The sequence below is a fragment of the Kribbella sp. CA-245084 genome (assembly GCF_050942355.1).
In the GTDB taxonomy this organism is placed as follows: Bacteria; Actinomycetota; Actinomycetes; order Propionibacteriales; family Kribbellaceae; genus Kribbella.
This window is the reverse complement of the sequence record NZ_CP192053.1, coordinates 8,376,871-8,401,128: the sequence shown is the minus strand read 5'-3', so window position 1 is coordinate 8,401,128 and position 24,258 is coordinate 8,376,871. Positions and strand designations below refer to the sequence as shown.

Below are 24,258 nucleotides of genomic sequence, written 5' to 3'. Positions count from 1 at the left end.
ATCCGGGCCATGGATGTCCGGGTGACGAGCGATCCGCAGGCGTTCGAGCAGACCGTGTTCCCTTTCCTGCAACAGGATCCGGTGCTGCACACGATCATCATGAGCAACGTGCACGAGCGCGCGAACGGTACGGCGCGAGCCGAGTCCGAGCCGTCGTACTTCGTCTCTGTGCACGATCCGGACGTGATCGGCGTCGCGATGCGCACGCCGGGCCGCGGCGTGTACCTCGGTGCGCTCCGGGAGGAGCTCGCCGTACCGATCGCCGACGCGTACGCCGACGTACTACCCGAGCTCGCCGGTGTTGCGGGCGACCGCCCGGCGGCGCACAGGTTCGCGCAGCGGTGGGTCGAGCGACGCGGCGGCAGCCTGGCCGAGACGCGAGGCACCCGGCTGCACAAGCTGATCGACCTCACCCCGCTCTCGGCGGACGGCGGAACGCCGCGCCCGATGAACGTCGACGAGGTGGACCTGGTCGCCGCCTGGGGCAAGGACGGTTTCGCGGAGGAGCTGGCGACCGGCCACCACGAGTGGGCCGCCCGCCACCTCGCGGACGGGACGCTGTGGATCTGGGAGGTCGACGGCGAGGCCGTGAGCATGGTCGGCTACCACCTCCCGCTCTTCGACGTCTGCCGCGTCGGTCCGGTCTACACGCCACCGGAGCACCGACGTCACGGGTACGCCGGCGCGCTGACCAGCCACGTCTCCGCGGTGATCCTTGCCGACGGCAACCAGGCCTGCCTGTACACGGAGCTGGCCAACCCGACCTCCAACAAGATCTACCATCAGGCCGGCTACCGGCCGGTGGCCGACTTCGTCGACGTGGAGTTCAGCGCATGATCGTCCGTACCACCAACGATCCGGTCGCGTTCCGGCAGCTCGTTTTTCCTTTCCTGCAAGGCGATCCGGTCCGCAACTCGACGATCCTGACCAACATCGCCGACCGCGTCACCGGCATCATGGACGACCCCGAGCCGCCCGTGTTCGTCTCGGTGCACGACGGCGACGACGAGGTGGTCGGCGTGGTCCTGAGTACGACGCTGCGCGGCATCAACCTCGCTGATCTCCCGGTAGAGCTCGTGCCGGTCGTGGTCGACGTGCTGGCCGAGGCGTCACCGCGGTCGATCGGCGTGGTCGGGCCGGAGGAATCGGCGCGGTTGTTCGCGGAGCAGTACGCCGTACGCACCGGGCGGGCATTCCGCGAGACGGAGCGGGCTCGGCTGCACCGGCTGGGGGAGCTGGTCGAGCAGAAGGCGGATGGTGCGCCGCGTCTCGCGACGGTGGACGATCTGGATGTGGTCGGGCCGATGTTCGGGGGTTTCCGCGCCGAGTCCGGGCACGCGAGTGAGGGCGAGGCGGCGGATCGACGCTGGATCGGGCAGCGGATCGTGCGCGATCGCGTGTGGGTGTGGGAGGACGGCGGTCGGATCGTCAGTCTCGTCGGTCACCAGGAGCCGGTGTTCGGCGCCGCGCGGATCGGCCCGGTGTACACGCCGCCGAAGTACCGCGGCCGGGGGTACGCGAGCGCGCTGACGGCCACAGTGGCACACCACCTCAGCAAGGCCGGTGACCACGTGTGCTTGTTCACCGACCTTGCCAACCCGACGTCCAACAAGATCTACGCGGCCATCGGCTTCCGCCCGGTGCGCGACCTCGTCGGGTATGCCTTCAGTTGATCTCGGTGGATTCGCCTGGGGCGAGGCCGAGGTAGGGGCGGTCGTCGGTGTTGAGGAAGCGGGAGAACATGCTCTGGCCGATCGGGCTGAGCAGGGCGTCGTGGATGCCGACGGTCTGCTGGGCCTTGATCGAGCGGGCGTAGTCGACGGCCGGCGGGAGTGCGAACCACGGGCCGGAGATCGGCACGAGGTTGGTGTGTACGGCGCGGTCGGGCTGCGTGAACGAGTCGCCCGGGTGGTAGACGGCGTCGTCGACGAGGAAGCCGATGTTCTCGCAGGGCACGCCCCACTCGGGCAGGATCACCGCGTGGTCCTTGCCATAGGCACTCACCGAGAAGCCCGCAGCCTCGAACGACTGCCCGCCCTCGACCACATGCACCCGCTCGCCGAGTGCGGTCAGCTGCGCGGCGACGCCGGCGTTCGTGTACACGGGTACGTCGAGCGCGGCAACCCGGTCGACGTCCAGGTGATCCTGATGCTCATGCGTGACGAGGATCGCGTCCGCCTTCTCGAATGCGGCGTCCTCACTGAACGATCCGGGATCGATCAGCAGAACCTTCCCGTCCTTCTCCAACCGAACACAAGCATGCGCAAACTTCGTCAGCTTCACTTCTCAGTCTCCTAGGGCGTCTCGCATCGGGACCAGCTTGGCGTTGGTTTCGGCTAGTTCGGCGTTGGGGTTGGAGCCGGCGACGATGCCGGCGCCGGCGAACAGGTGCATGCGGCGGGGGTTGTCCGGGTCGGCCTGGCCGCAGCGGAGGGCGATGCACCACTCGCCGTCGCCGGACGCGTCCATCCACCCGACCGGTCCGCTGAAGCGGCCGCGTTGCATGCCCTCGATCTCGCCGATCAGGTCGCGCGCGACCGGCGTCGGCGTACCGCAGATCGCGGCGGAAGGATGCAGCGCAGCGGCCAGGCCGAGGGCGGACGCGCCGTTGTTGGCGACGCCGGCGACATCGGTCGCGAGGTGCATCACGTTCGGCAGGTGGAGGACGAACGGCGTCTCCGGCACGTTCATCGACTTGCAGTGCGGCTCGAGCGCCTCGGCGACCGACCGTACGGCGTACTCGTGCTCCTCGAGGTCCTTCGACGACCGAGCCAGCGACGCCGCCAGGGCGAGGTCGTGCGCGTCGTCTCCGGTACGGCGGATCGTGCCGGCGAGCACGCGCGACGTGATCAGGCCCTTCTCCCGGCGTACGAGCAGCTCCGGCGTCGCGCCGATGAGGCCGTCGACGGAGAACGTCCAGCAGTTCGGGTACGACGTGGCGAGCCGGTGCAGCGGCCAGCGCAGGTCGATCGGCTGCGCCGCGATCGCGATCAGGTCGCGGGCGAGCACCACCTTGTCGAGCTCACCCGCGGTGATCCGGCGTACGGCCTCGGCGACGATGCTCGACCAGGCGGTCCCGGTACGGGCGCCGTCCGCGAACGTTACGTCGTACACCGGTGACGGCTCGTGCTTGACCAGCTCGGGAGGCGCGGCCAGCGAACTGGCCGGCGACAGCGTGGTCACCCAGGTGGTGCCGGCGCGGCGGCCGACGATGATTTCGGGGATGACCAGAACGCTCGGGTCCTCGTCGGTGAAGCCGAACGATCCGAAGCAGACCAGTCCGGAGCCTGGTACGCCGACGTCGTCGCGCACCACTGCTGCGGACGTGACCTCCTGCCACCAGTGCATCGCGTCCTGAAAGCGATTGCCACCGGCAACGTCGAGCCGGGCGGCAACGCCCCAGCCGACCTGGCCGTCACCCCGCCGGACCCAGGCGAGTCCCCCCTCGGCGGGCAGATGGTCCAGCAGTTGCGCGGACACATCGTCGACCACCTGGCTGCGGACCACCAGGCGCGGAGCCTGGTTGCGAACCGGCTCAGACAAACTCACGGGACCACTCCTCGCGCGTGCTGCGGCCCCGGGTTGCGGCGGCCTGACGGCTCCCAAGAGATGTACTCACGAGATGCAAGCGTATGCCTGCCCATCGGCGGACCGCCTCACCCGTGATGAACTAGACAGGTGACGCGCGCAGACCTGAGCAAAGAACCGCATGCCGTGGCGGCCATGTTCGACAACGTGGCCGAGGGGTACGACCGGACCAACGCGGTCGCGACGATGGGCCTGGAGAAGTACTACTGGCGGCCGGAGACCTTCACGGAGATCGCGCCGCGGAAGGGGATGAAGATCCTCGACCTGGCCGCCGGGACCGGTGCGTCGAGCATCAAACTGCGCGAGGCCGGGGCCGAGGTGGTGTCGTGCGACTTCTCGGTCGGCATGCTCCGGGTCGGCAAGCGCCGCCACCCCGAGCTCGACCTGATCGCCGGCGACGCGCTCCGGCTCCCGTTCACCGACGACACCTTCGACGTGGTGACGATCTCGTGGGCCCTGCGGAACGTGAACGACGTCACGGTCGCGCTGAAGGAGATGCTGCGGGTGACGCGTCCCGGCGGGCGCCTCGTCGTACTCGAGCAGTCGCACCCGACCTGGAAGCCGTTCCGGGTCGTGTACCTCGAGTACATGATGCGCGCCGTACCTGCCGTCGCGAAGGTGGTTTCCAGCAACCCCGAGGCGTACGAGTACCTGGCCGAGTCCACCCGCGCCTGGCTCCCGCAGGAACCCCTGGCCCGCACCATCCAGCAAGCAGGCTGGACCCACGTCCAATGGCGCAACCTGACCGGTGGCCTGGTCGCGATCCACAGAGGCGTGAAGCCCGTTTAATTACGCAACGGAACTTAAGCGTAATTTGCTTGCTGGCAAGGGGGTTGGGGCGAGTTTCGTGTCCGTGTCAGGCAGTCCTAGACTGTCAGGTGACGAGTGCTCGTGAAGCGATTCACGAGCGCACCAGCCCCCTCAGCCAGGCCAGGAATCGAGATGAGCCAGAGCGTGCCGAGCGCGCAGCAGGTGGAGACCGCCGATGTGATCGTCGTCGGTGCCGGGCCGGCCGGATCAGCGGCGGCGTACCACCTGGCGAACGCCGGACTCGACGTACTGCTGCTGGAGAAGACCGCGTTCCCGCGGGAGAAGGTGTGCGGTGACGGGCTCACCCCGCGCGGCACCAAGCAGCTGATCAACATGGGCATCGACATCTCCGAAGAGGCCGGCTGGATCCGCAACTACGGTCTGCGGATCCAGGGTGCCGGGCACCAGTTGCAGCTCGACTGGCCGGATCTGGCCAGCCACCCGAACTACGGCCTGACCCGCAACCGGATGGACTTCGACGACATGCTCGCCCGCCAGGCCGTGAAGGCCGGGGCGCGGCTGCGTGAGCGGGCCAACGTGAGCGCGCCGATCCTCGACGACCGCGGTTTCATCGTCGGCGTCACCGCGAAGCCGGTCGACGACAACGGCCGCCGGGCCGGCGCCGACCTCGAGTTCCGGGCGCCGCTGGTGATGGCGGCCGACGGCAACTCGTCCCGGCTGAGCATCGGGATGGGCATCCACAAGCGCGACGACCGGCCGATGGGTGTCGCGGTCCGGACGTACTTCACCAGCCCGCGCACGCACGACGACTACCTCGAGTCCTGGCTGGAACTGTGGGCCGACGACCCGAAGCAGCCCGGCGGCAAGGTGCTCCTGCCCGGGTACGGCTGGATCTTCGGGATGGGCGACGGCACGGTCAACGTCGGCCTCGGCATCCTGAACACCTCCGACGCGTTCGGCAAGGTCGACTACGCCGACCTGCTGAAGCAGTGGCTGAAGGTCACGCCGGACGAGTGGCAGTTCCGCGACGAGTTCCAGACCATCCCGATCCGCGGCGCGGCCCTGCCGATGGGCTTCAACCGGCAGCCGCACTACACCCGCGGCCTGATGCTGCTCGGCGACGCCGGCGGCATGGTCAACCCGTTCAACGGCGAAGGCATCCCGTACGCGATGGAGTCCGGGGCGTTCGCCGCCGAGGTCGCCGCCCAGGCGCTGCGCCGGCAGCCGAACCAGCGGGAGCGCGCGTTGACGGCGTACCCGAAGGCGCTGAAGCAGGAGTACGGCGGCTACTACACGCTCGGCCGGATCTTCGTGAAGCTGATCGGAAATCCGGAGGTGATGCGGTTGTGCACGAAGTACGGTCTGCCGCGCACCACGCTGATGAAGTTCACCTTGAAGTTGCTCGCGAACCTCACCGACCCGCGTGACGGGGACGTGATGGACAAAATCATCAACGGACTTACCAAGCTCGCACCGGCGGCGTGACCGGCGGGGCGAGTGAACTGAGCCACAGCGCTACTGATAACACAGTCCTGGACAGCAACACCGTCTTGGGGCTGACCCGATCGACTGAATCAACCGGCTGAAGGAGGGAGCACCCAGCGATGCACCCCTACACACCGATTCTCGCTCTTGGTGTGCTCGCGGCGCTCTTCGTCGCAGGCAGCATCACCGTGAGCGCGCTGGTCGGCCCGAAGCGCTACAACCGGGCCAAGCTGGACTCCTACGAGTGCGGCATCGAGCCGACCCCACAGCCGGTCGGCGGTGGGCGCTTCCCGGTGAAGTACTACATCACCGCGATGCTGTTCATCGTTTTCGACATCGAGATCGTCTTCCTCTACCCCTGGGCCGTCGCCTTCGACCAGATGGCGCTGTTCGGGCTGATCGAGATGGTCATTTTCATCGTCACCGTCTTCATCGCGTACTCCTACGTATGGCGTCGTGGCGGACTGGAGTGGGACTGACATGGGTCTTGAAGAACAGCTTCCGGCCGGCGTACTGCTGAGCACGGTCGAAGGCCTGCTGGGCTATATGCGTAAGGCGTCGTTGTGGCCGGCAACCTTCGGGCTGGCGTGCTGCGCGATCGAGATGATGACGACCGGCGCGCCGCGCTACGACGCCGCCCGGTTCGGCATGGAGGTCTTCCGGGCGTCGCCGCGGCAGGCCGACCTGATGATCGTGGCCGGCCGGGTGAGCCAGAAGATGGCCCCGGTACTGCGCCAGATCTACGACCAGATGCCCGGCCCGAAGTGGGTGCTGGCGATGGGCGTGTGCGCGTCGTCGGGCGGCATGTTCAACAACTACGCGGTCGTCCAGGGCGTGGACCACGTCGTACCGGTCGACATGTACCTGCCCGGCTGCCCGCCGCGGCCGGAGATGCTGCTGGACGCGTTCCTGAAGATCCACGACCAGATCCAGCACATGAAGCTCGGCGCGCACAAGAAGGCGCTGCAGACCGAGCAGGAGGCCGCGGCCCTGGTCGCCGCGCCGACGATCGAGATGAAGGGCCTGCTCCGGTGAGCGACACGCAACCCGAGAACCTGCCGGCGACCTCTGCGGCCGGCGACGCGCAGACCCCGCAGGCCGAGGTCATCGAGCAGCGCGAGGGCATGTTCGGCGTCCGGGGTACTGGTGACACCTCCGGCTTCGGCCGGCTGAAGCGCCAGGTCGCGCTTCCGGGCAGTACGCCGAAGCCGTACGGCTCGTGGTTCGACGGCGCCACCGACCGCCTGGAAGGGCTGGTCGGCGAGGGCGCGATCGAGAAGGTCGTGGTCGACCGCGGCGAGCTGACGCTGCACATCAAGCGGGAGAACCTGGTCGAGGTCTGCCAGCAGTTGCGCGACGACGAGGCGCTGCGGTTCGAGTTCTGCTCAGGTGTCAGCGGGGTGCACTACCCCGAGGAGACCGGCCGCGAGCTGCACGCCGTCTACCACTTCCTGTCGATCACCCACAACCGCCGGATCCGGCTGGAGGTGTCGGCGCCCGACGGCGACCCGCACATCCCGTCGATCGTCGCGGTCTACCCGGCCAACGACTGGCACGAGCGGGAGACCTGGGACTTCTTCGGCATCGTCTTCGACGGACACCCGGCGCTGACCCGGATCCAGATGCCCGACGACTGGCCGGGCCACCCGCAACGCAAGGACTACCCGCTCGGCGGTATCGACGTCGAGTACAAGGGCGCCGTCATCCCGCCGCCCGACACGCGGAGGTCGTACAACTAATGACCGCTACAGATCCGTACGCGACGACTCGGGACACCACCGAGGGCAAGGTCTTCACCGTCACCGGTCAGGACTGGGACTCGGTCGTCTCCGGTCTCGGTGACGAGCCGGAAGAGCACGTCGTCGTCAACATGGGCCCGCAGCACCCGTCCACCCACGGCGTGCTCCGGCTGATCCTCGAGCTCGAGGGCGAGTCGGTGACCGAGGCCCGCTGCGGCATCGGCTACCTGCACACCGGTATCGAGAAGAACATGGAGTTCCGCTCCTGGGTGCAGGGCGTCACGTTCGTCACCCGGATGGACTACCTGTCGCCGTTCTACAACGAGGCGGCGTACTGCCTCGCGGTCGAGCGGCTGCTCGGGATCGAGGACCAGATCCCGGACAAGGCCAACGTGATGCGGGTGCTCCTGATGGAGCTCAACCGGATCAGCAGCCACCTGGTCTGTATCGCCACCGGCGGTATGGAGATCGGGGCGCTGACCGTGATGACGATCGGCTTCCGCGAGCGGGAGAAGACCCTCGACCTGTTCGAGCTGATCACCGGCCTGCGGATGAACCACGCGTTCATCCGGCCGGGCGGTGTCGCGCAGGACCTGCCGCCGGGTGCGCTGGACAAGATCCGCGAGTACATCACCTGGATGAACAAGCACCTCAAGGAGTACGCCGAGCTCTGCAACGCGAACCCGATCTTCAAGGCCCGGCTGCAGAACGTCGGCTACCTCGATCTGGCCGGCTGCATGGCGCTCGGGATCTCCGGCCCGCCGGTGCGCTCGACCGGCTACGCGCTGGACCTGCGCAAGTCCCAGCCGTACTGCGGTTACGAGACGTACGACTTCGACGTACCGACCTGGGACAGCTCGGACTCGTACGGCCGGTTCCGCGTCCGGCTGCAGGAGATGCACGAGTCGCTGAAGATCGTCGAGCAGTGCGCCGACCGGCTGGAGAAGATGGAAGGCCAGCCGGTGATGGTGGCCGACAAGAAGATCGGCTGGCCGAGCCAGCTGGCCGTCGGCGCCGACGGGATGGGCAACTCGCTCGACCACATCAAGCACATCATGGGCGAGTCGATGGAAGCGCTGATCCACCACTTCAAGCTGGTCACCGAGGGCTTCCGGGTCCCGGCCGGCCAGGCCTACGTGGCGATCGAGTCGCCGCGCGGCGAGCTCGGCGCGCATGTCGTCTCCGACGGCGGCACCAAGCCGTACCGGGTGCACTTCCGTGACCCGTCCTTCGCAAACCTGCAGGCGATGCCGATCATGTGCGAGGGCGGCCAGGTCGCCGACGTGATCGTCGCCGTCGCCAGCCTTGACCCGGTGATGGGTGGAGTGGACCGCTAAATGGCCGAGAACCACGCGACTGCTACCGACGTGCCGGTGCCTTACAGCACCGGCGACTCGAAGATCACCGACGCCACGATCGCGGAAATGCGCGAGATCATGGCTCGGTACCCGCAGGCCCAGTCGGCGCTGCTGCCGATGCTGCACCTGGTGCAGTCGGTCGAGGGCCGGGTCACCCCGGAAGGCATCGAGATCTGCGCCGAACTGCTGGGGCTGACCGGCGCCGAGGTGTCGGCGGTGGCGACCTTCTACACGATGTACAAGCGTCGCCCGGTCGGCGACTACCACGTCGGCGTCTGCACCAACACGCTGTGCGCGGTGATGGGCGGCGACCTGATCTTCGACCGTCTCAAGCAGCACCTCGACGTCGGCAACGACGAGACCACCGAGGACGGCAAGATCACCCTCGAGCACATCGAGTGCAACGCCGCCTGCGACTATGCGCCGGTGATGACGGTGAACTGGGAGTTCTTCGACGACATGACGCCGGAGACGGCGACCCAGTTGGTCGACGACCTGCGCGAGGGCACCGAGGTGAAGTCGCCGCGCGGCGCCACGATCTGCACCTGGCGCGAGGCCGAGCGGGTGCTGGCCGGCTTCTCCGACGGCCGCGCCGACGAAGGCCCGACCGGCGGCAAGGCAACGCTGGCCGGTCTCCGGCTCGCCCGCGAACGGAACTGGACCGCTCCCGGCGGCTCCTCCAACGCCGACACCCAGAGGGAGGGCTGACCATGGCTGACACGCTGACCCCGGTGCTGTCCGACAACTGGGACCAGATCAGGTCCTGGCAGTTGGCGTCGTACCAGCGCTCCGGCGGGTACGACGCACTTCGTACGGCGCTCGGTATGCAGCCGGCCGATGTCGTTGCCGCCGTCAAGGACTCCGGTCTGCGCGGTCGTGGCGGCGCGGGCTTCCCGACCGGGATGAAGTGGTCCTTCATCCCGCAGGACAACCCGAAGCCGAAGTACCTCGTGGTGAACGCGGACGAGTCCGAGCCGGGCACCTGCAAGGACATCCCGCTGATGATGGCTTCGCCGCACACGCTGGTCGAGGGCGTCATCATCGCGTCCTACGCGATCCGCGCGTCGGCCGCCTTCATCTACGTGCGCGGTGAAGTGCTGCACGTGATCCGCCGGCTGCAGCAGGCCGTGCAGGAGGCCAAGGACGCGGGCTTGATCGGCCAGAACATCCTCGGCACCGGCTACGACCTCGACGTGGTCGTGCACGCCGGCGCCGGCGCCTACATCTGCGGCGAGGAGACGGCACTGCTGGACTCGCTCGAAGGACGTCGCGGTCAACCCCGTCTGCGTCCTCCGTTCCCCGCGGTCGCGGGCTTGTACGGCTGCCCCACTGTTATCAACAACGTCGAGTCGATCGCGTCGGTTCCCGCCATCATCAAGAACGGCGCGGACTGGTTCGGCTCGATGGGCACCGAGAAGTCCAAGGGCATGACGCTGTACTCGCTGTCCGGGCACGTCACCCGCCCGGGGCAGTACGAGGCTCCGATGGGCATCACGCTGCGCGAGCTGATCGACCTGGCCGGCGGGGTCCGCGAGGGCCACACGCTGAAGTTCTGGACGCCGGGCGGTTCGTCCACGCCGCTGCTCACCGGCGAGCACCTCGACGTACCGCTGGACTACGAGGGTGTCGGGTCGGTCGGGTCGATGCTCGGCACCAAGGCCCTGCAGATCTTCGACGACTCGGTGTGCGCGGTCCGCGCCGTACTGCGGTGGACCGAGTTCTACAAGCACGAGTCCTGCGGCAAGTGCACGCCCTGCCGTGAAGGCACCTGGTGGCTGGTGCAGATCCTCGAGCGCCTCGAGCACGGCAAGGGCACCGAGGAAGACCTGGTCACGCTGCTGGACCTGTGCGAGAACATCACCGGCCGCTCGTTCTGCGCGCTGGCCGACGGTGCGACCGCGCCGATCAGCAGCTCGATCAAGTACTTCAAGGACGAGTACCTGGCGCACTTCGAGAACGGCGGCTGCCCGTTCGACCCGATGGCAAGCACTGTCTTCGCGACCGCTGGAGCTAGCGCATGACGATCCAAGCGAACCCGCCGGCCGGGTCGGAGGTGGAGCGGACCGATCTGGTCACCGTGACCATCGACGACATCGAGGTCAAGGTTCCGAAGAACAGCCTGGCGATCCGGGCCGCCGAGCAGATCGGGATCCAGATCCCGCGGTTCTGCGACCACCCGCTGCTCGACCCGGTCGGCGCCTGCCGGCAGTGCCTGGTCGAGGTCACCGACGCGGGTAACGGCCGCGGTATGCCGAAGCCGCAGGCGTCCTGCACGCTGACGGTGGCCGACGGCATGGTGATCCGCACCCAGGTGAGCTCGCCGGTGGCCGACAAGGCACAGCACGGGAACATGGAGTTCCTGCTGATCAACCACCCGCTGGACTGCCCGGTCTGCGACAAGGGCGGCGAGTGCCCGCTGCAGAACCAGGCGATGTCCAACGGCGGCGGCGAGTCCCGGTTCCACACGAGCCACGGGATCAAGCGGACCTACCCGAAGCCGATCAACATCTCGGCCGAGGTGCTGCTGGACCGCGAGCGCTGCATCCTCTGCGCGCGCTGCACGCGGTTCTCCGAGCAGATCGCCGGCGACCCGTTCATCGCGCTGATCGAGCGCGGCGCCCTGCAGCAGGTCGGCATCTACGAGAAGGAGCCCTTCGAGAGCTACTTCTCCGGCAACACGATCCAGATCTGCCCGGTCGGTGCGCTGACGAGTGCGGCGTACCGCTTCCGCTCGCGGCCGTTCGACCTGGTGTCGGTGCCGTCGGTGGCCGAGCACGACTCGTCCGGTGCGGCGATCCGGATCGACTACCGGCGCGGCAAGGTGATGCGCCGGCTGGCCGGCGACGACCCGCAGGTCAACGAGGAGTGGATCTCCGACAAGGACCGGTTCGCGTTCCAGTACGCGAACACCGGCGACCGGCTGACCCACCCGATGATCCGCGAGGACGGCGCGCTGCGGCCGGCGTCCTGGCCCGAGGCGCTGACCTTTGCGGCCGAGAAGCTGAACGCGGCCCGCGGTAACGCGGCAGTGCTGACCGGTGGCCGGCTGACCCTCGAGGACGCCTACGCGTACTCGAAGTTCACCCGGGTCGCACTGGGCAGCAACGACATCGACTTCCGGGCCCGGCCGCACTCCGCGGAGGAGGCGGACTTCCTCGCCGCCGCGGTGGCCGGCACCGGCCTGGGTACGACGTTCACCGACCTGGAGAAGGCCGGCTCCGTGCTGTTCGCCGGGTTCGAGCCCGAGGAAGAGGCACCGTCGGTCTTCCTCCGGGTCCGCAAGGGCGTCCGGACGCACGGGACCAAGGTGTTCACGGTCGCGGCGCACCGCTCGCGCGGGATCGAGAAGCTCGACGGCGTCGCCGTACTGACGTCGCCGGGCACCGAGGCCGCCGTACTCGGTGATCTCGGCAACGCAGGTGAGGCCGGGGCAGCTGCCCGGGCCGCGCTCGGCGCGGACTCGATCATCGTGGTCGGCGAGCGGCTGGCGAGCGTCCCGGGTGGGTACTCGGCCGCGCTGCGGCTGGCGCTCGACACGGGTGCGCAGCTGGCCTGGATCCCGCGCCGTGCGGGTGACCGGAGTGCGCTCGAGGCCGGCTGCCTGCCGGGTCTGCTGCCCGGTGGCCGGCTGGTGACCGACCCGCAGGCGCGGGTCGACCTGCAGGCCGCGTGGGACGTGGACCACCTGCCGGGTGAGACCGGCAAGGACCTGACCGAGATCCTCGCCGCCGCCGAATCGCTGCAGGCGCTGGTGGTCGCGGGTGTCGAGATCGACGACCTGCCCGACCCGGCCGCGGCGCTGGCCGCGCTCGAGGCGGCGCCGTTCGTGGTCAGCTTCGAGGTCCGCAACTCCCAGGTGACCGAGTACGCCGACGTGGTCTTCCCCGTCGTGCCGACGGTGGAGAAGTCCGGCACCTTCGTGAACTGGGAGGGCCGCGAGCGGTCGTTCCCGGTCGTGCTCAAGGTGCCGACCGCGATGCCGGACGTCCGCGCGCTGGCCGCGCTGGCGCAGGAGATGGGCCGCTCGATCGGGTTCGGTACGCCGGAAGCCGCCAAGCGCGAGTTCGACGAGCTCGGCCGCTGGGACGGCGACCGCGCGCAGGAGCCGACGTACCAGGCCGCTCCGGCGCTCGGTGCGTTCGACTCCACCCGGCTCGCGACCTGGCGGATGCTGATCGACGACAGCCGGGCCTGCGACGGTGAGCCGCACCTGACCGCGACCGCCCGTACGCCGGTCGCGCGGATCTCGCTCACCACCGCGCGCCGGGTCGGTGTCGCCGACGGGGACGAGCTGGTGGTGAGCACCGACGCCGGGAGCATCCGGCTGCCGGTCGTGATCACCCCGATGACCGACAACGTGGTCTGGCTGCCGACGAACTCGGCCGACTCCCATGTCCGCCGGTCGTTGCACGCAGACCATGGCTCGATCGTGACGATCGCCGGAGGGAACGCATGACAATCCCACTCGCCGTGCCGGATGCGGGGGTCGGGCACGACCCTTGGTGGGTCATCCTCATCAAGGTCCTCTTCATCTTCGTCTTCCTCGTGGTGCTGACGCTGTTCAACATCTGGTGGGAACGCCGGGTGGTGGCGCGGATGCAGCACCGGATCGGCCCGAACGTGCACGGACCCTTCGGTCTGCTGCAGTCGCTCGCCGACGGCGTGAAGCTGATGCTGAAGGAAGACCTGATGCCGAAGGGCGTCGACCGGCTCGTCTTCGTGCTGGCGCCCGCGATCGTCGCCATACCGGCGTTCCTCACCTTCGCGGTGATCCCGTTCGGGCCGACGGTGCGGATCCCGTGGACCGACACCTACACGAGGCTGCAGCTCACCGACCTGCCGGTCTCGGTGCTGTACATCCTGGCGATCGCCTCGATCGGCATCTACGGCATCGTGCTCGGCGGTTGGTCCTCGAACTCGACGTACTCGCTGCTCGGTGGCCTGCGGTCCAGCGCGCAGATGATCTCGTACGAGGTGGCGATGGGCCTCGCGCTGGTCACGGTGTTCCTGTTCGCCGGTTCGCTGTCCACCTCGGAGATCGTGGCGGCGCAGTCGCACCAGACCGTGCACTGGTTCGGGACGGCGATCCCGCTGCCCGGGTGGTACGCGTTCCTGTTGTTCCCGTCGTTCGTGATCTACGTGATCTCGATGGTCGGCGAGACCAACCGGGCGCCGTTCGACCTGCCCGAGGCCGAGGGCGAGCTGGTGGCCGGCTTCCTGACCGAGTACTCCTCGATCAAGTACGCGATGTTCTTCCTGGCGGAGTACATCAACATGGCGACCGTGTCCGCACTGGCCACCACACTGTTCCTGGGCGGCTGGCGGGCCCCGTGGCCGATCTCGCTCTGGGACGGCGCGAACTCCGGCTACTGGCCGGTGCTGTGGTTCATGGGCAAGCTGATGGGCTTCATCTTCTTCTACATCTGGCTGCGCGGAACGCTGCCGCGGCTGCGCTACGACCAGTTCATGAAGCTCGGCTGGAAGATCCTGATCCCGATCTCGCTGGCCTGGATCCTGCTGGTCGCCACCGTTCGCGCGGTCGGCCGGGAGACCAACTTCAGCCGGACGACGCTGCTGGTCGCAGCCGCCGTGGTGCTGGTGATCGCGGTCGTGAGCATGTTCGTCCCGCAGAAGCCGAAGGACGAAGACAAGCCTGAGGTTGCCGACGGCAAGGAGTTCGACGCCTTCGCCGGTGGCTTCCCGGTCCCCCCACCGCTCGCCGGCACGGCGGGCCGCAGCGAGACTGATATCCGGAGCAAGGAAGGCAGCCGTGGCTAGTGTCAAAGAGTCCCTCTGGGACCCGGTAGCCGGGTTCGGGGTCACCTTCCGGACGATGTTCCGGAAGGTGTTCACCGAGCAGTACCCGTTCGAGAAGAAGCCGACCGCACCGCGCTTCCACGGCCGGCACCAGCTGAACCGCTGGCCGGACGGGCTGGAGAAGTGCATCGGCTGTGAGCTGTGCGCGTGGGCCTGCCCCGCGGACGCGATCTACGTCGAGGGCGCCGACAACACCGAGGGCGGCCGGATGTCGCCGGGTGAGCGGTACGGGCGCGTCTACCAGATCAACTACCTGCGCTGCATCCTCTGCGGTCTGTGCATCGAGGCCTGCCCGACCCGGGCGCTCACGATGACCAACGAGTACGAGCTGGCCGACACCAGCCGCGAGTCCCTCATCTACGAGAAGAAGGACCTGCTGGCGCCGCTGCTCCCGGGGATGCAGGAGCCGCCGCACGACATGCAGCTCGGCGCGACGGAGAAGGACTACTACCTCGGTCTGACCGGTGCTGCCGTACCGGCCGAGGGGAGTGACGCGAAGTGATCAGCCTGGTTACCGGACCGGAGGTCGCGTTCTGGATGCTGGCCCCGGTGATGATCCTGGCCGCGATCGGCATGGTGCTGGTCCGCAAGGCGGTGCACTCGGCGCTGCTGCTGGCGACCGTGATGATCTGCCTCGCGGTGCAGTACGCCGCGCTGGACGCGCCGTTCCTGTTCGCCGTACAGATCATCGTCTACACCGGCGCGATCCTGATGCTGTTCCTGTTCGTGCTGATGCTGGTCGGCGTCGACGCGTCCGACTCGCTGGTGGAGACGATCCGGGGTCAGCGGTTGCTGGCCTCGATCGCGTTCATCGCGTTCGGCGTCCTGCTGCTCGCCGCGGTCGGCAACGCGACGTTCGGGCACCCGACCGGGCTGGGCGACGCGCAGCCGGACGGGAACCCGAAGGCGATCGCCGCGCTGCTGTTCGGCAAGTACGTCTGGGCGTTCGAGGTCACCTCCGCGCTGCTGATCACCGCGGCGATGGGCGCGATGATGCTGGCCCACCGTGAGCGGCTGACCAAGAAGCGCACCCAGCGCGACCACGCCGAGGAGCGGATCCGCAAGTACGCCGAGCAGGGCATCCACCCGGGTCCGCTGCCGACCCCCGGTGTGCTGGCCCGGCACAACGCCGTCGACACGCCGGCGCTGCTGCCGGACGGGTCGATCGCACCGACCTCGGTTTCGCGCGTGCTCCAGGCACGTGGCACCGTGTTCCCCGAAACCGAGGAGCGCGCGGACGTCGACGAGGTCCGCAAGCTCGACGCGGGCGACGACTACGACGAGGGAGAGAAGCCGTGAGCGAGCGGAGCGAGCGAGCCATTAAGCGCAGCAGCCCTTGCTCATGCGCGCCCGGAGCGAAGCGAGGGCGCGCATGAGCACCGAGCCGTACATCGTGCTCGCGGCGATCCTTTTCAGTATCGGCGCGCTCGGCGTGCTGGTCCGCCGGAACGCGATCGTCGTCTTCATGTGCGTCGAACTGATGCTGAACGCGACCAATCTCGCGTTCGTCAGCTTCGCCCGCCAGCACGGCAACCTCGACGGTCAGATCGCCGCCTTCTTCGTGATGGTGGTGGCCGCGGCCGAGGTCGTGATCGGGCTGGCGATCATCATGGCCATCTTCCGCACCCGTCGCTCGGCCTCGGTCGACGACGCCAACCTGCTCAAGTACTGAGGTAAGCACCGATGAGTCATGAGCTGACGTGGCTGCTGGTCGCTGTACCGGCGGTGTCCGCGGCGATCCTGCTGCTCGGTGGCAAGGCCACCAACGCATGGGGTCACATGCTGGGCACGCTGGCGCCGCTGATCTCCTTCGCCTTCGGCGTCGTGCTGTTCTTCCAGATGCGCGGCAAGGCCGACGACGAGCGGTCCGAAACGGTCCGGCTGTTCGAGTGGTTCTCGGTCGGCCACATCAAGGTCGACTTCACGCTGCTGATCGACCCGCTGTCGATCCTGTTCGTGCTGCTGATCACCGGTGTGGGTTCGCTGATCCACATCTACTCGATCGGCTACATGGAGCACGACGAGCGCCGGCGGCGGTTCTTCGGGTACCTGAACCTGTTCATCGCCTCGATGCTGCTGCTGGTGCTGGCCGCCGACTACCTGCTGGTCTTCGTCGGCTGGGAGGGCGTCGGTCTGGCGTCGTACCTGCTGATCGGCTTCTGGCAGTACAAGACGACGGCAGCGGTCGCCGCGAAGAAGGCGTTCGTGGTGAACCGGGTCGGTGACATCGGCCTGTCGCTCGCGGTGATGAGCATGTGGGCGCTGTTCGGCTCGTCGGCCTTCGGCACCGTGAACGCCGGCGCCGAACACCTGTCGAAGACCTGGGCCACGCTGCTCGGCCTGATGCTGCTGCTGGCCGCCTGCGGTAAGTCCGCGCAGGTGCCGCTGCAGTCCTGGCTGCTGGACGCGATGGAAGGCCCGACCCCGGTGTCGGCGCTGATCCACGCGGCGACCATGGTCACCGCGGGCGTCTACCTGGTGGTCCGCTCGCACGCGATCTTCGAGCAGTCCGACGCCGCCTCCACCGCGGTGGTGATCGTCGGTACGGTCACGGCGCTCGCCGGCGCGATCATCGGTTGCGCCAAGGACGACATCAAGAAGGCGCTGGCCGGTTCGACGATGAGCCAGATCGGCTACATGATGCTCGCCGCGGGCCTCGGCCCGGCCGGGTACGTGTTCGCGATCTTCCACCTGCTCACGCACGGCTTCTTCAAGGCCAACATGTTCCTCGGCGCCGGCTCGGTCATGCACGGCATGAACGACGACGTCAACATGCGCCATTACGGGGCCCTGCGGACGGCGATGAAGGTCACCTTCGTGACGTTCGGCTTCGGCTATCTGGCGATCCTCGGCATCCCGCCGTTCGCCGGCTTCTTCAGCAAGGACAAGATCATCGAGGCCGCGTTCGCGGACAACATCGTGATCGGTCTCTGCGCGCTGCTCGGCGCCGGTATCACCGCGTTCTACATGACGCGGGTGATGATGATGACGTTCTTCGGCAAGAAGCGCTGGGACGACGAGGTGCACCCGCACGAGTCGCCCAAGGTGATGACGTGGCCGCTGATCATCCTGGCCGCGCTCTCCCTCGGTGGCGGTCTGCTGTACTTCGCCGGCCACTGGATCGTCGACTGGCTGACCCCGGTCGTCGGTTACGAGGAGGAGCACGCTCCGCTGAACGCGGCCGCGATGACGGTCATCACCCTCGCGGTCGTTGCCGTCGGCATCGCGATCTCGGTGCTGATGTACCGCCGGGACATCCCGCGTGAGGCGCCGGCCGGTTCGCCGGTCACCACGTTCGCGCGGCGTGACCTGTACGGCGACGCGCTGAACGAGGCCGTCTTCATGCGTCCGGGGCAGTACCTGACCCGGACGCTGGTCTGGCTCGACAACCGGGGCGTCGACGGCCTGGTCAACGGCCTGGCCGCACTCTTCGGCGGACTGTCCGGCCGGCTCCGCCGGGTCCAGACGGGCTTCGTCCGTTCGTACGCACTCAGCATGGTCTTCGGCGCCGCATTCGTGGTCGTCGCCCTCCTCGCGGTGAGGTTGTCGTGAACATCGGTTGGCTGACCCTGTTATTGCTCCTGCCGTTCGTCGGGGCCATCGCGACGATGCTGGTGCCCAAGGCGAAAGGCCTGCTGGCCAAGCAGGTCGCGCTCGGGTTCTCGCTCGTCACGCTGGTGCTGACCGCGATCGTCGCGATCGGCTACCAGCGCAACGGCGCCGAGGACTACGCCGAGACGTACACCTGGATCAAGGCCTTCGGCGCGCACTACGCGCTCGGTCTCGACGGTGTCGGCGTGGTGCTGGTGGTGCTGACCGCGCTGCTGTCGCCGATCGTGATCATCGCGTCCTGGAACGACGCACAGAACGGCCGCTGGTCGGAGAAGTCCTTCTTCGCCTGGGTCCTCGGCCTGGAGGCCCTGTCGATCGGCGTGTTCGCCGCCACCGACGTGTTCCTCTTCTACGTGCTGTTCGAGGCCACGCTGATCCCGATGTACTTCCTGATCGGCGGCTTCGGCGGCCCGCAGCGTTCCTACGCCGCGGTCAAGTTCCTGCTGTACTCGCTGCTCGGCGGTCTGCTCATGCTGGCCTCGGTCGTCGGCCTGTACGTCGTCTCGGCCAAGCACGGCGCCCCGTCGTACCTGCTGAGCGACATGGTGAAGCTGGACATGAGCCAGAACACCGAGCGCTGGCTGTTCCTCGGCTTCATGTTCGCGTTCGCGGTCAAGGCGCCGATGGTGCCGTTCCACACCTGGCTGCCGGACGCGGCCGGTGAGGCGACGCCGGGTACGTCGGTGCTGCTGGTCGGCATCCTGGACAAGATCGGCACCTTCGGGATGATCCGGTTCTGCCTGGGCCTGTTCCCGAACGCGTCCCAGTGGGCCACGCCGGTCATCCTGGTGCTAGCGCTGATCTCGGTCCTGTACGGCGCGCTGCTGGCGATCGGGCAGACCGATATCAAGCGGCTGATCGCGTACACCTCGATCTCGCACTTCGGCTTCATCGTGATGGGTATCTTCGCGCTGACGTCGCAGGGCCTGACCGGTTCGACGCTGTACATGTTCAACCACGGTCTCTCCACCGCGGCACTGTTCCTGGTCGCCGGGTACCTGATCTCCCGGCGCGGGTCCGCCCGGATAGCCGACTACGGCGGGGTCGAGAAGGTGGCGCCGGTGCTTGCCGGTACGTTCCTCTTCGCCGGCCTGTCCAGCCTGGCGCTGCCCGGTCTGTCGCCGTTCATCTCCGAGTTCATGGTGCTGGCCGGGACGTTCAGCCGGCACAAGGTGATCGCGGTGATCGCCGTCCTCGGTATCGTGCTGGCCGCGCTGTACATCCTGCTGATGTACCAACGCACGATGACCGGTCCGGTCCGCGACGGGATCGAGAAACTGAAAGACCTGAACCCGCGTGAGCTGCTCGCGATCGCGCCGCTCGTGATCCTGATCATCGGCCTGGGGATCTTCCCGAAGCCGGTGGTCGACATCATCAAGCCCGCGGTCGAATCGACCATGCAGCGGGTCGGCGTGACCGACAAGGCACCGCAGATCCCCGTGACGGAGGGACAGAAGTGAGCGCGATGTTGCTGCCGCTGGCGGACTTCACGGCGCCGAAGATCGAGTACAACGAGCTGATGCCGCTGCTCGTCGTCTTCGGTGCGGCGTGCGTCGGCGTCCTGGTCGAGGCGTTCCTGCCGCGGCCCTTGCGGCACCTGGTGCAGCTGGCGATCACGGTGGTCGCCGTGGTCGTGTCCGGGGTCCTGACCGGCATCCTGATGAACGACAAGAAGGAGCTGATCGCCGCGCAGGGTGCGATCTCGGTCGACGGCCCCGCGCTGTTCACCTGGCTCATCCTGCTGGCGCTGACGCTGATCAGCGTGCTGCTGTTCGCCGAGCGTTCGATCGACGGCGGCCTGTCCGCGTTCGCCGGCCAGGCGGCCGCCGTACCCGGCTCCGAGGCCGAACGGGAGGGGACGGCGGCTCGGATCGAGCACACCGAGATCTTCCCGCTGACCCTGTTCGCGGTCGGCGGCATGATGCTGTTCGCGTCGTCGAACGACCTGCTGGTGCTGTTCGTCGCGCTCGAGGTCTTCTCGCTGCCGCTGTACCTGCTCTGCGGCCTGGCGCGTCGTCGCCGGCTGATCTCGCAGGAAGCCGCGATGAAGTACTTCCTGCTCGGTGCGTTCTCGTCGGCGTTCCTGCTGTTCGGGATCGCGCTGCTCTACGGGTACGCCGGCACGATGTCGCTCGGCGGGATCTCGGACGCGCTGGCCACCCAGACCGGTGGCGACACGATCCTGCTGGCCGGGACCGGCCTGGTGGGTGTCGGCCTGCTGTTCAAGGTCGGCGCCGTGCCGTTCCACTCCTGGACGCCGGACGTGTACCAGGGCGCCCCGACGCCGGTCACCGGCTTCATGGCGGCCTGCACCAAGATCGCCGCGTTCGTCGGGCTGATGCGGGTCTTCTACGTCGCCCTCGGCGGGACGCGCTGGGACTGGGCGCCGATGATGTGGATCGTCGCGATCCTCACCATGGTGGTCGGTTCGATCGTCGCGATCACCCAGACCGACGTGAAGCGGATGCTCGCGTACTCGTCGATCGCGCACGCGGGCTTCCTGCTGACCGCGTTCGTCGGCCTCGCGCAGGCGGGCAGCGGCGTACACAACGGGATCACCTCGACCCAGGCGGTGCTGTTCTACCTGGTCTCGTACGGCTTCCCGACCATCGGCGCGTTCGCCGTCGTCACGCTGGTGCGCGACGCCGGCGGCGAGGCGACGCACCTGTCCCGCTGGGCGGGCCTGGGCAAGAAGTCGCCGCTGCTGGCCGGCATCTTCGCGTTCTTCCTGCTGTCCTTCGCCGGTATCCCGCTGACCGCGGGCTTCACCGGCAAGTGGGCGGTCTTCAGCGCGGCGTGGACGGGCGGCGCGTGGCCGCTGGTCGTCGTCGCCGTACTGTCGAGCCTCGTGGCCGCGTTCTTCTACGTCCGCGTGATCGTGCTGATGTTCTTCTCCGACCTGCCGGCCGACGCGCCGGACGTGGCGCTGCCGGGTTGGCAGACCACGTCGGCGGTCGCGCTGGGTCTTGCCGCCACGGTGGTGCTCGGTCTGGTTCCCGGACCGGTGCTCGACCTGGCGGCCCGAGCTGGTGAGTTCATCCGTTGAGTCCGACCCCGCTGCCGGCCGAGAGCCTGGGATTCGAGTTCGCCGATGCGGCGCTCGAGTCCCGGGTTCGTGCTGGGCTGGAACGGGTCGAGCAGGCCTTGCTCGACGCGACCCAGTCCGAGGCGCCGTTCGTCACTGCGGCCGCCCAGCACGTGATGGTTGCCGGCGGCAAGCGGTTCCGTCCGCTGCTGGTGCTGCTCGGGGCCGAGTTCGGCGCTGACGTCGCCTCCGACGAGGTGGTGAAGGCGGCGGTCGTCGTCGAGCTCACGCACGTCGCGACGCTGCACCACGACGACGTGATGGACGAGGCGGCGCTGCGGCGCGGCTCGTCCACCGCGAACGCGCGCTGGGACAACTCGGTCGCGATCCTGTCCGGCGACTGGCTGTTCGCCCGTGCGTCGGACCTGGTCGCGGACCTCGGGCCGGAAGCGGTCCGGATCCAGGCCCGCACCTTCGGCCGGCTGGTCGAGGGTCAGATCCGCGAGACGATGGGTGTCGGCGAAGGCCAGGACCCGTTGAAGCACTACTTGTCGGTGGTCGCCGACAAGACCGGTTCGCTGATCGCGACGTCCGCCCTCTTCGGTGCCCGGTACGCCGGTGCCCCGGAGGACGTGCAGGAGTCCTTGCGCGCGTTCGGCGAGGAGATCGGCGTCGCCTTCCAGCTCGCCGACGACCTGCTCGACATCGCCTCGGAGTCCGACCAGTCCGGCAAGACGCCCGGCACGGATCTCCGCGAGGGCGTACCGACGCTCCCGGTCCTGATCTTCCGCGCCCAGGCGGATCCCACCGATCCCACAGACGCGCGCCTGCTGGAGCTCCTGGACTCCGACCTCTCCGACGACGATCGGTTGTCCGAGACGCTGGACCTCCTCCGCTCCCACCCGTCCTTCCAGCAAGCCGAGGACGACGTACGCCGCCGCGCCGCCGACGCCCGCAAACTCCTCAGCACCCTCCCCGAAGGCCCCGGCCGAGAAGCCCTCGACACCCTCTGCGACCTGGTAGCAACCCGCTCCGTCTGAAGTCCCGGGTAAAGCCTTCGAGGCAGACATAGCCTCGAAGATGAACGACAGAGCACAGTTTGGTGCCTGCCCGGTCTCGGCGCGCCGGTGCCAGCCGACGGCACAGCCAAATCCGCCCGCTCGCCGACTCGTGGCAACCGGCTCCGAGGCCGAACGCCGAGTCGTGGAGAGTGGTTCAGGAAATCTGCCGTGATCCACGACTCGGCGTTCGGGGTCGGAACCGTTCGCCACGACTCGGCGTGGTTGTGGATGACGCAGGCTGACGGGTGGCGGAAACTGGACAACAGCAGGGTGTTGTTCATGCTGGCGCAGGCATGTGGCACGGGGGATGTCGCGGGGTCTGTGGCTTGAAAGCCTGCTCAGACTTCTGAATAGCCCTTGTAGTTTCTTGTCTTCTCTCCCATCTTCTTTGGTTTCTCCGCGGTGGGGTCCGGCGCGGCTGAGGGCTGGTCGGTACGGCGACTCTGTGCGATGCTGTGCCGACTATGAGTAGGGCTACAGGTCGGGACGTCGTGCTGCCGGTGGCGACGCTGACCGTGGAGGCGCTCGCCGAGAGCGTGCTGCTTCATCTGCCGGCCTTGACCGATGCGCTGGTGGAGACCATCTACGAGCAGAATCCGGCGTACCGCGAGATGGGCTCGGTGCCGCGGCAGGATCTGTGGCGTTCGTGCCATGACAACGTTGCCCGGGTCGTGCAGATGATTGCCGCGGGCGACAACCCGGGGGTTCACTTCTTCGACGCCGCGCTCGCGACCGGGCGCCGGCGGGCCGAGCAGCGGATGCCGCTGGACGACGTACTCAAGTCCTTCCGCCTCGGTGGCCGGCTGGTCTGGGAGGCGTTGATCGACGAGGCGCGCGCCCAGGGGATGGCCGAGTCCGAGGTCTTGCTGGACGTCGCAGGCAAGGTGTGGGAGGTCGTGGACCGTACGTCGTCGCAGGTCGCCGACGCCTACCACGCCGCCGAGCGGTACCTCGTCCGCGCCGACGAGCAACGCAGGTCGACGCTCTGGGAAGGGCTGCTGGAGGGCCGGGCGAATCGGGCCTTCGTCCAGGAAGCGGCGACAGTCCTCGACCTTCCGGTGGGCGGCCCCTACCTGGTGGTGGCGATCGACAACCTGGTCGACGACGACTGTACGACGACCTCGTTCGCGCGCCGCCTCGCCGGCATCCGCGTCAGTTCCGCGTGGCAGGTGCGGCCGCAGACAGTCGTCGGCCTGCTTGCCCTGGGCACGGAATCGTCCGGCAAGGTCCTCGGCATCCTGCGCGAGATCGTGGATGCACCCGCCGGTTTGTCCGGCGTCGTCTCCGGCCTGGCCGAGGTGGACGTCGCCTATCGTCAGGCGATGATGGCACGCCGGACCCTGCCTGCCGGTCAGATCGACGTCGTTGCGTTGGTGGAGCGGCTTCCTGAGGCGTTGTTGCTGAGTGCACCGGAATTGGCGGAGCAGCTCGTGCAGACCTGGCTGGTGCCGCTGATGACGGTGCCCGCGGCCGAACGTGAGCTCCTGCTCCGCACGCTGGACAATTGGGTGACGGCGGCCGGCTCGGTCCGTCGTACCGCCGAGCTTGCGCATTGTCACCGGAACACGGTGATCAACCGGTTGCACCGGATCCACCAGATCACCGGGCGTAACCTCACCGACGAAGGCTTCCAGCTGGAGCTCGGTCTCGCGCTGCGTGCCTTCAGACTGTTCCCTCCGACTCCGTGACCCAACGGTGGTCCTGTGCGTTGTGCACAGTGAAACCGCGCGAAACGTAGGCATCGTGGCCATCCCGCCGCGCGATCGGCGGTGCCAGACTGCGTTCCCAGCATTGCTCGAGCA

General features: G+C 68.1%; 22 protein-coding genes. 20 read left to right on the top strand and 2 right to left on the bottom strand.

The features are described 5' to 3' along the window. Positions 1–9 precede the first annotated feature (9 nt). Positions 10–837, top strand: coding sequence for a GNAT family N-acetyltransferase (locus ACQPYH_RS40330; RefSeq protein WP_432882803.1), 828 nt, complete (start codon positions 10–12; stop codon positions 835–837). Continuing rightward, on the top strand, positions 834–1,673 hold the full coding sequence (locus ACQPYH_RS40325; RefSeq protein WP_432882800.1) for a GNAT family N-acetyltransferase: 840 nt from the start codon (positions 834–836) through the stop codon (positions 1,671–1,673). Before ACQPYH_RS40330 ends, ACQPYH_RS40325 begins: the two co-directional genes overlap by 4 nt. Here ACQPYH_RS40325 and ACQPYH_RS40320 read toward each other — a convergent pair. Both ACQPYH_RS40320 and ACQPYH_RS40315 read right to left on the bottom strand, forming a co-directional pair. Continuing rightward, positions 1,666–2,283 (bottom strand): MBL fold metallo-hydrolase, encoded by a 618-nt coding sequence (locus tag ACQPYH_RS40320; RefSeq protein ID WP_432882798.1) that lies wholly within the window; start codon positions 2,281–2,283, stop codon positions 1,666–1,668. The two genes, ACQPYH_RS40325 and ACQPYH_RS40320, sit on opposite strands and share 8 nt — an antisense overlap. 3 nt (positions 2,284–2,286) lie before the next feature. After that, on the bottom strand, positions 2,287–3,549 hold the full coding sequence (locus ACQPYH_RS40315; RefSeq protein ID WP_432882795.1) for an isochorismate synthase: 1,263 nt from the start codon (positions 3,547–3,549) through the stop codon (positions 2,287–2,289). A gap of 129 nt (positions 3,550–3,678) precedes the next feature. On the opposite strand from ACQPYH_RS40315, the gene ACQPYH_RS40310 reads away from it, so the two are divergent. From ACQPYH_RS40310 to ACQPYH_RS40225, 18 genes are all read left to right on the top strand, one after another. Continuing rightward, entirely contained in the window at positions 3,679–4,377 is a 699-nt protein-coding gene (locus ACQPYH_RS40310; RefSeq protein ID WP_432882793.1) for a demethylmenaquinone methyltransferase, read from the top strand. Between the two features lie 153 nt (positions 4,378–4,530). After that, the gene (locus tag ACQPYH_RS40305) at positions 4,531–5,844 is read left to right on the top strand and encodes a geranylgeranyl reductase family protein (protein ID WP_432882790.1); all 1,314 of its coding nucleotides are present in this window, start codon (positions 4,531–4,533) and stop codon (positions 5,842–5,844) included. A gap of 119 nt (positions 5,845–5,963) precedes the next feature. Continuing rightward, positions 5,964–6,323: an NADH-quinone oxidoreductase subunit A gene (locus ACQPYH_RS40300; protein WP_130441833.1), complete on the top strand. Its 360-nt coding sequence runs from the start codon at positions 5,964–5,966 to the stop codon at positions 6,321–6,323. Position 6,324: 1 nt separating this feature from the next. Next, entirely contained in the window at positions 6,325–6,879 is a 555-nt protein-coding gene (locus tag ACQPYH_RS40295) for a NuoB/complex I 20 kDa subunit family protein (protein WP_130441831.1), read from the top strand. Continuing rightward, positions 6,876–7,583 (top strand): NADH-quinone oxidoreductase subunit C, encoded by a 708-nt coding sequence (locus ACQPYH_RS40290; RefSeq protein ID WP_432882787.1) that lies wholly within the window; start codon positions 6,876–6,878, stop codon positions 7,581–7,583. Before ACQPYH_RS40295 ends, ACQPYH_RS40290 begins: the two co-directional genes overlap by 4 nt. Then, complete coding sequence (locus ACQPYH_RS40285) at positions 7,583–8,920, top strand: NADH-quinone oxidoreductase subunit D (RefSeq protein WP_130441827.1); 1,338 nt, start codon at positions 7,583–7,585, stop codon at positions 8,918–8,920. Before ACQPYH_RS40290 ends, ACQPYH_RS40285 begins: the two co-directional genes overlap by 1 nt. Beyond that, positions 8,921–9,649 carry an NADH-quinone oxidoreductase subunit NuoE gene (gene nuoE, locus ACQPYH_RS40280; RefSeq protein WP_130441825.1) on the top strand — a complete coding sequence of 243 codons (729 nt, stop codon included), beginning with the start codon at positions 8,921–8,923 and terminating at the stop codon, positions 9,647–9,649. 2 nt (positions 9,650–9,651) lie between these two features. Next, complete coding sequence (gene nuoF, locus ACQPYH_RS40275; protein WP_432882782.1) at positions 9,652–10,962, top strand: NADH-quinone oxidoreductase subunit NuoF; 1,311 nt, start codon at positions 9,652–9,654, stop codon at positions 10,960–10,962. Beyond that, on the top strand, positions 10,959–13,397 hold the full coding sequence (locus tag ACQPYH_RS40270; RefSeq protein WP_432882780.1) for an NADH-quinone oxidoreductase subunit G: 2,439 nt from the start codon (positions 10,959–10,961) through the stop codon (positions 13,395–13,397). The genes nuoF and ACQPYH_RS40270 overlap by 4 nt, the downstream gene beginning before the upstream one ends. Continuing rightward, positions 13,394–14,719 (top strand): NADH-quinone oxidoreductase subunit NuoH, encoded by a 1,326-nt coding sequence (gene nuoH, locus ACQPYH_RS40265; protein WP_432882777.1) that lies wholly within the window; start codon positions 13,394–13,396, stop codon positions 14,717–14,719. The genes ACQPYH_RS40270 and nuoH overlap by 4 nt, the downstream gene beginning before the upstream one ends. Next, a complete protein-coding gene (gene nuoI, locus ACQPYH_RS40260; RefSeq protein ID WP_130441818.1) occupies positions 14,712–15,260 on the top strand; it encodes an NADH-quinone oxidoreductase subunit NuoI in 549 nt (182 codons plus the stop codon). The genes nuoH and nuoI overlap by 8 nt, the downstream gene beginning before the upstream one ends. Further along, on the top strand, positions 15,257–16,057 hold the full coding sequence (locus tag ACQPYH_RS40255) for an NADH-quinone oxidoreductase subunit J (RefSeq protein ID WP_432882773.1): 801 nt from the start codon (positions 15,257–15,259) through the stop codon (positions 16,055–16,057). Before nuoI ends, ACQPYH_RS40255 begins: the two co-directional genes overlap by 4 nt. A gap of 73 nt (positions 16,058–16,130) precedes the next feature. Continuing rightward, complete coding sequence (gene nuoK, locus ACQPYH_RS40250; RefSeq protein ID WP_130441814.1) at positions 16,131–16,430, top strand: NADH-quinone oxidoreductase subunit NuoK; 300 nt, start codon at positions 16,131–16,133, stop codon at positions 16,428–16,430. Between the two features lie 11 nt (positions 16,431–16,441). After that, positions 16,442–18,310, top strand: coding sequence for an NADH-quinone oxidoreductase subunit L (nuoL, locus tag ACQPYH_RS40245; protein ID WP_432882770.1), 1,869 nt, complete (start codon positions 16,442–16,444; stop codon positions 18,308–18,310). A 56-nt stretch (positions 18,311–18,366) separates the two neighbouring features. Continuing rightward, positions 18,367–19,830: an NADH-quinone oxidoreductase subunit M gene (locus ACQPYH_RS40240; protein ID WP_432894617.1), complete on the top strand. Its 1,464-nt coding sequence runs from the start codon at positions 18,367–18,369 to the stop codon at positions 19,828–19,830. A gap of 5 nt (positions 19,831–19,835) precedes the next feature. After that, complete coding sequence (gene nuoN / locus ACQPYH_RS40235) at positions 19,836–21,416, top strand: NADH-quinone oxidoreductase subunit NuoN (protein WP_432894614.1); 1,581 nt, start codon at positions 19,836–19,838, stop codon at positions 21,414–21,416. After that, positions 21,413–22,435: a polyprenyl synthetase family protein gene (locus ACQPYH_RS40230; protein WP_432882766.1), complete on the top strand. Its 1,023-nt coding sequence runs from the start codon at positions 21,413–21,415 to the stop codon at positions 22,433–22,435. The genes nuoN and ACQPYH_RS40230 overlap by 4 nt, the downstream gene beginning before the upstream one ends. Positions 22,436–22,920: 485 nt before the next feature. Beyond that, entirely contained in the window at positions 22,921–24,144 is a 1,224-nt protein-coding gene (locus tag ACQPYH_RS40225; RefSeq protein WP_432882763.1) for a PucR family transcriptional regulator, read from the top strand. The last annotated feature ends 114 nt before the right edge of the window (positions 24,145–24,258 follow it).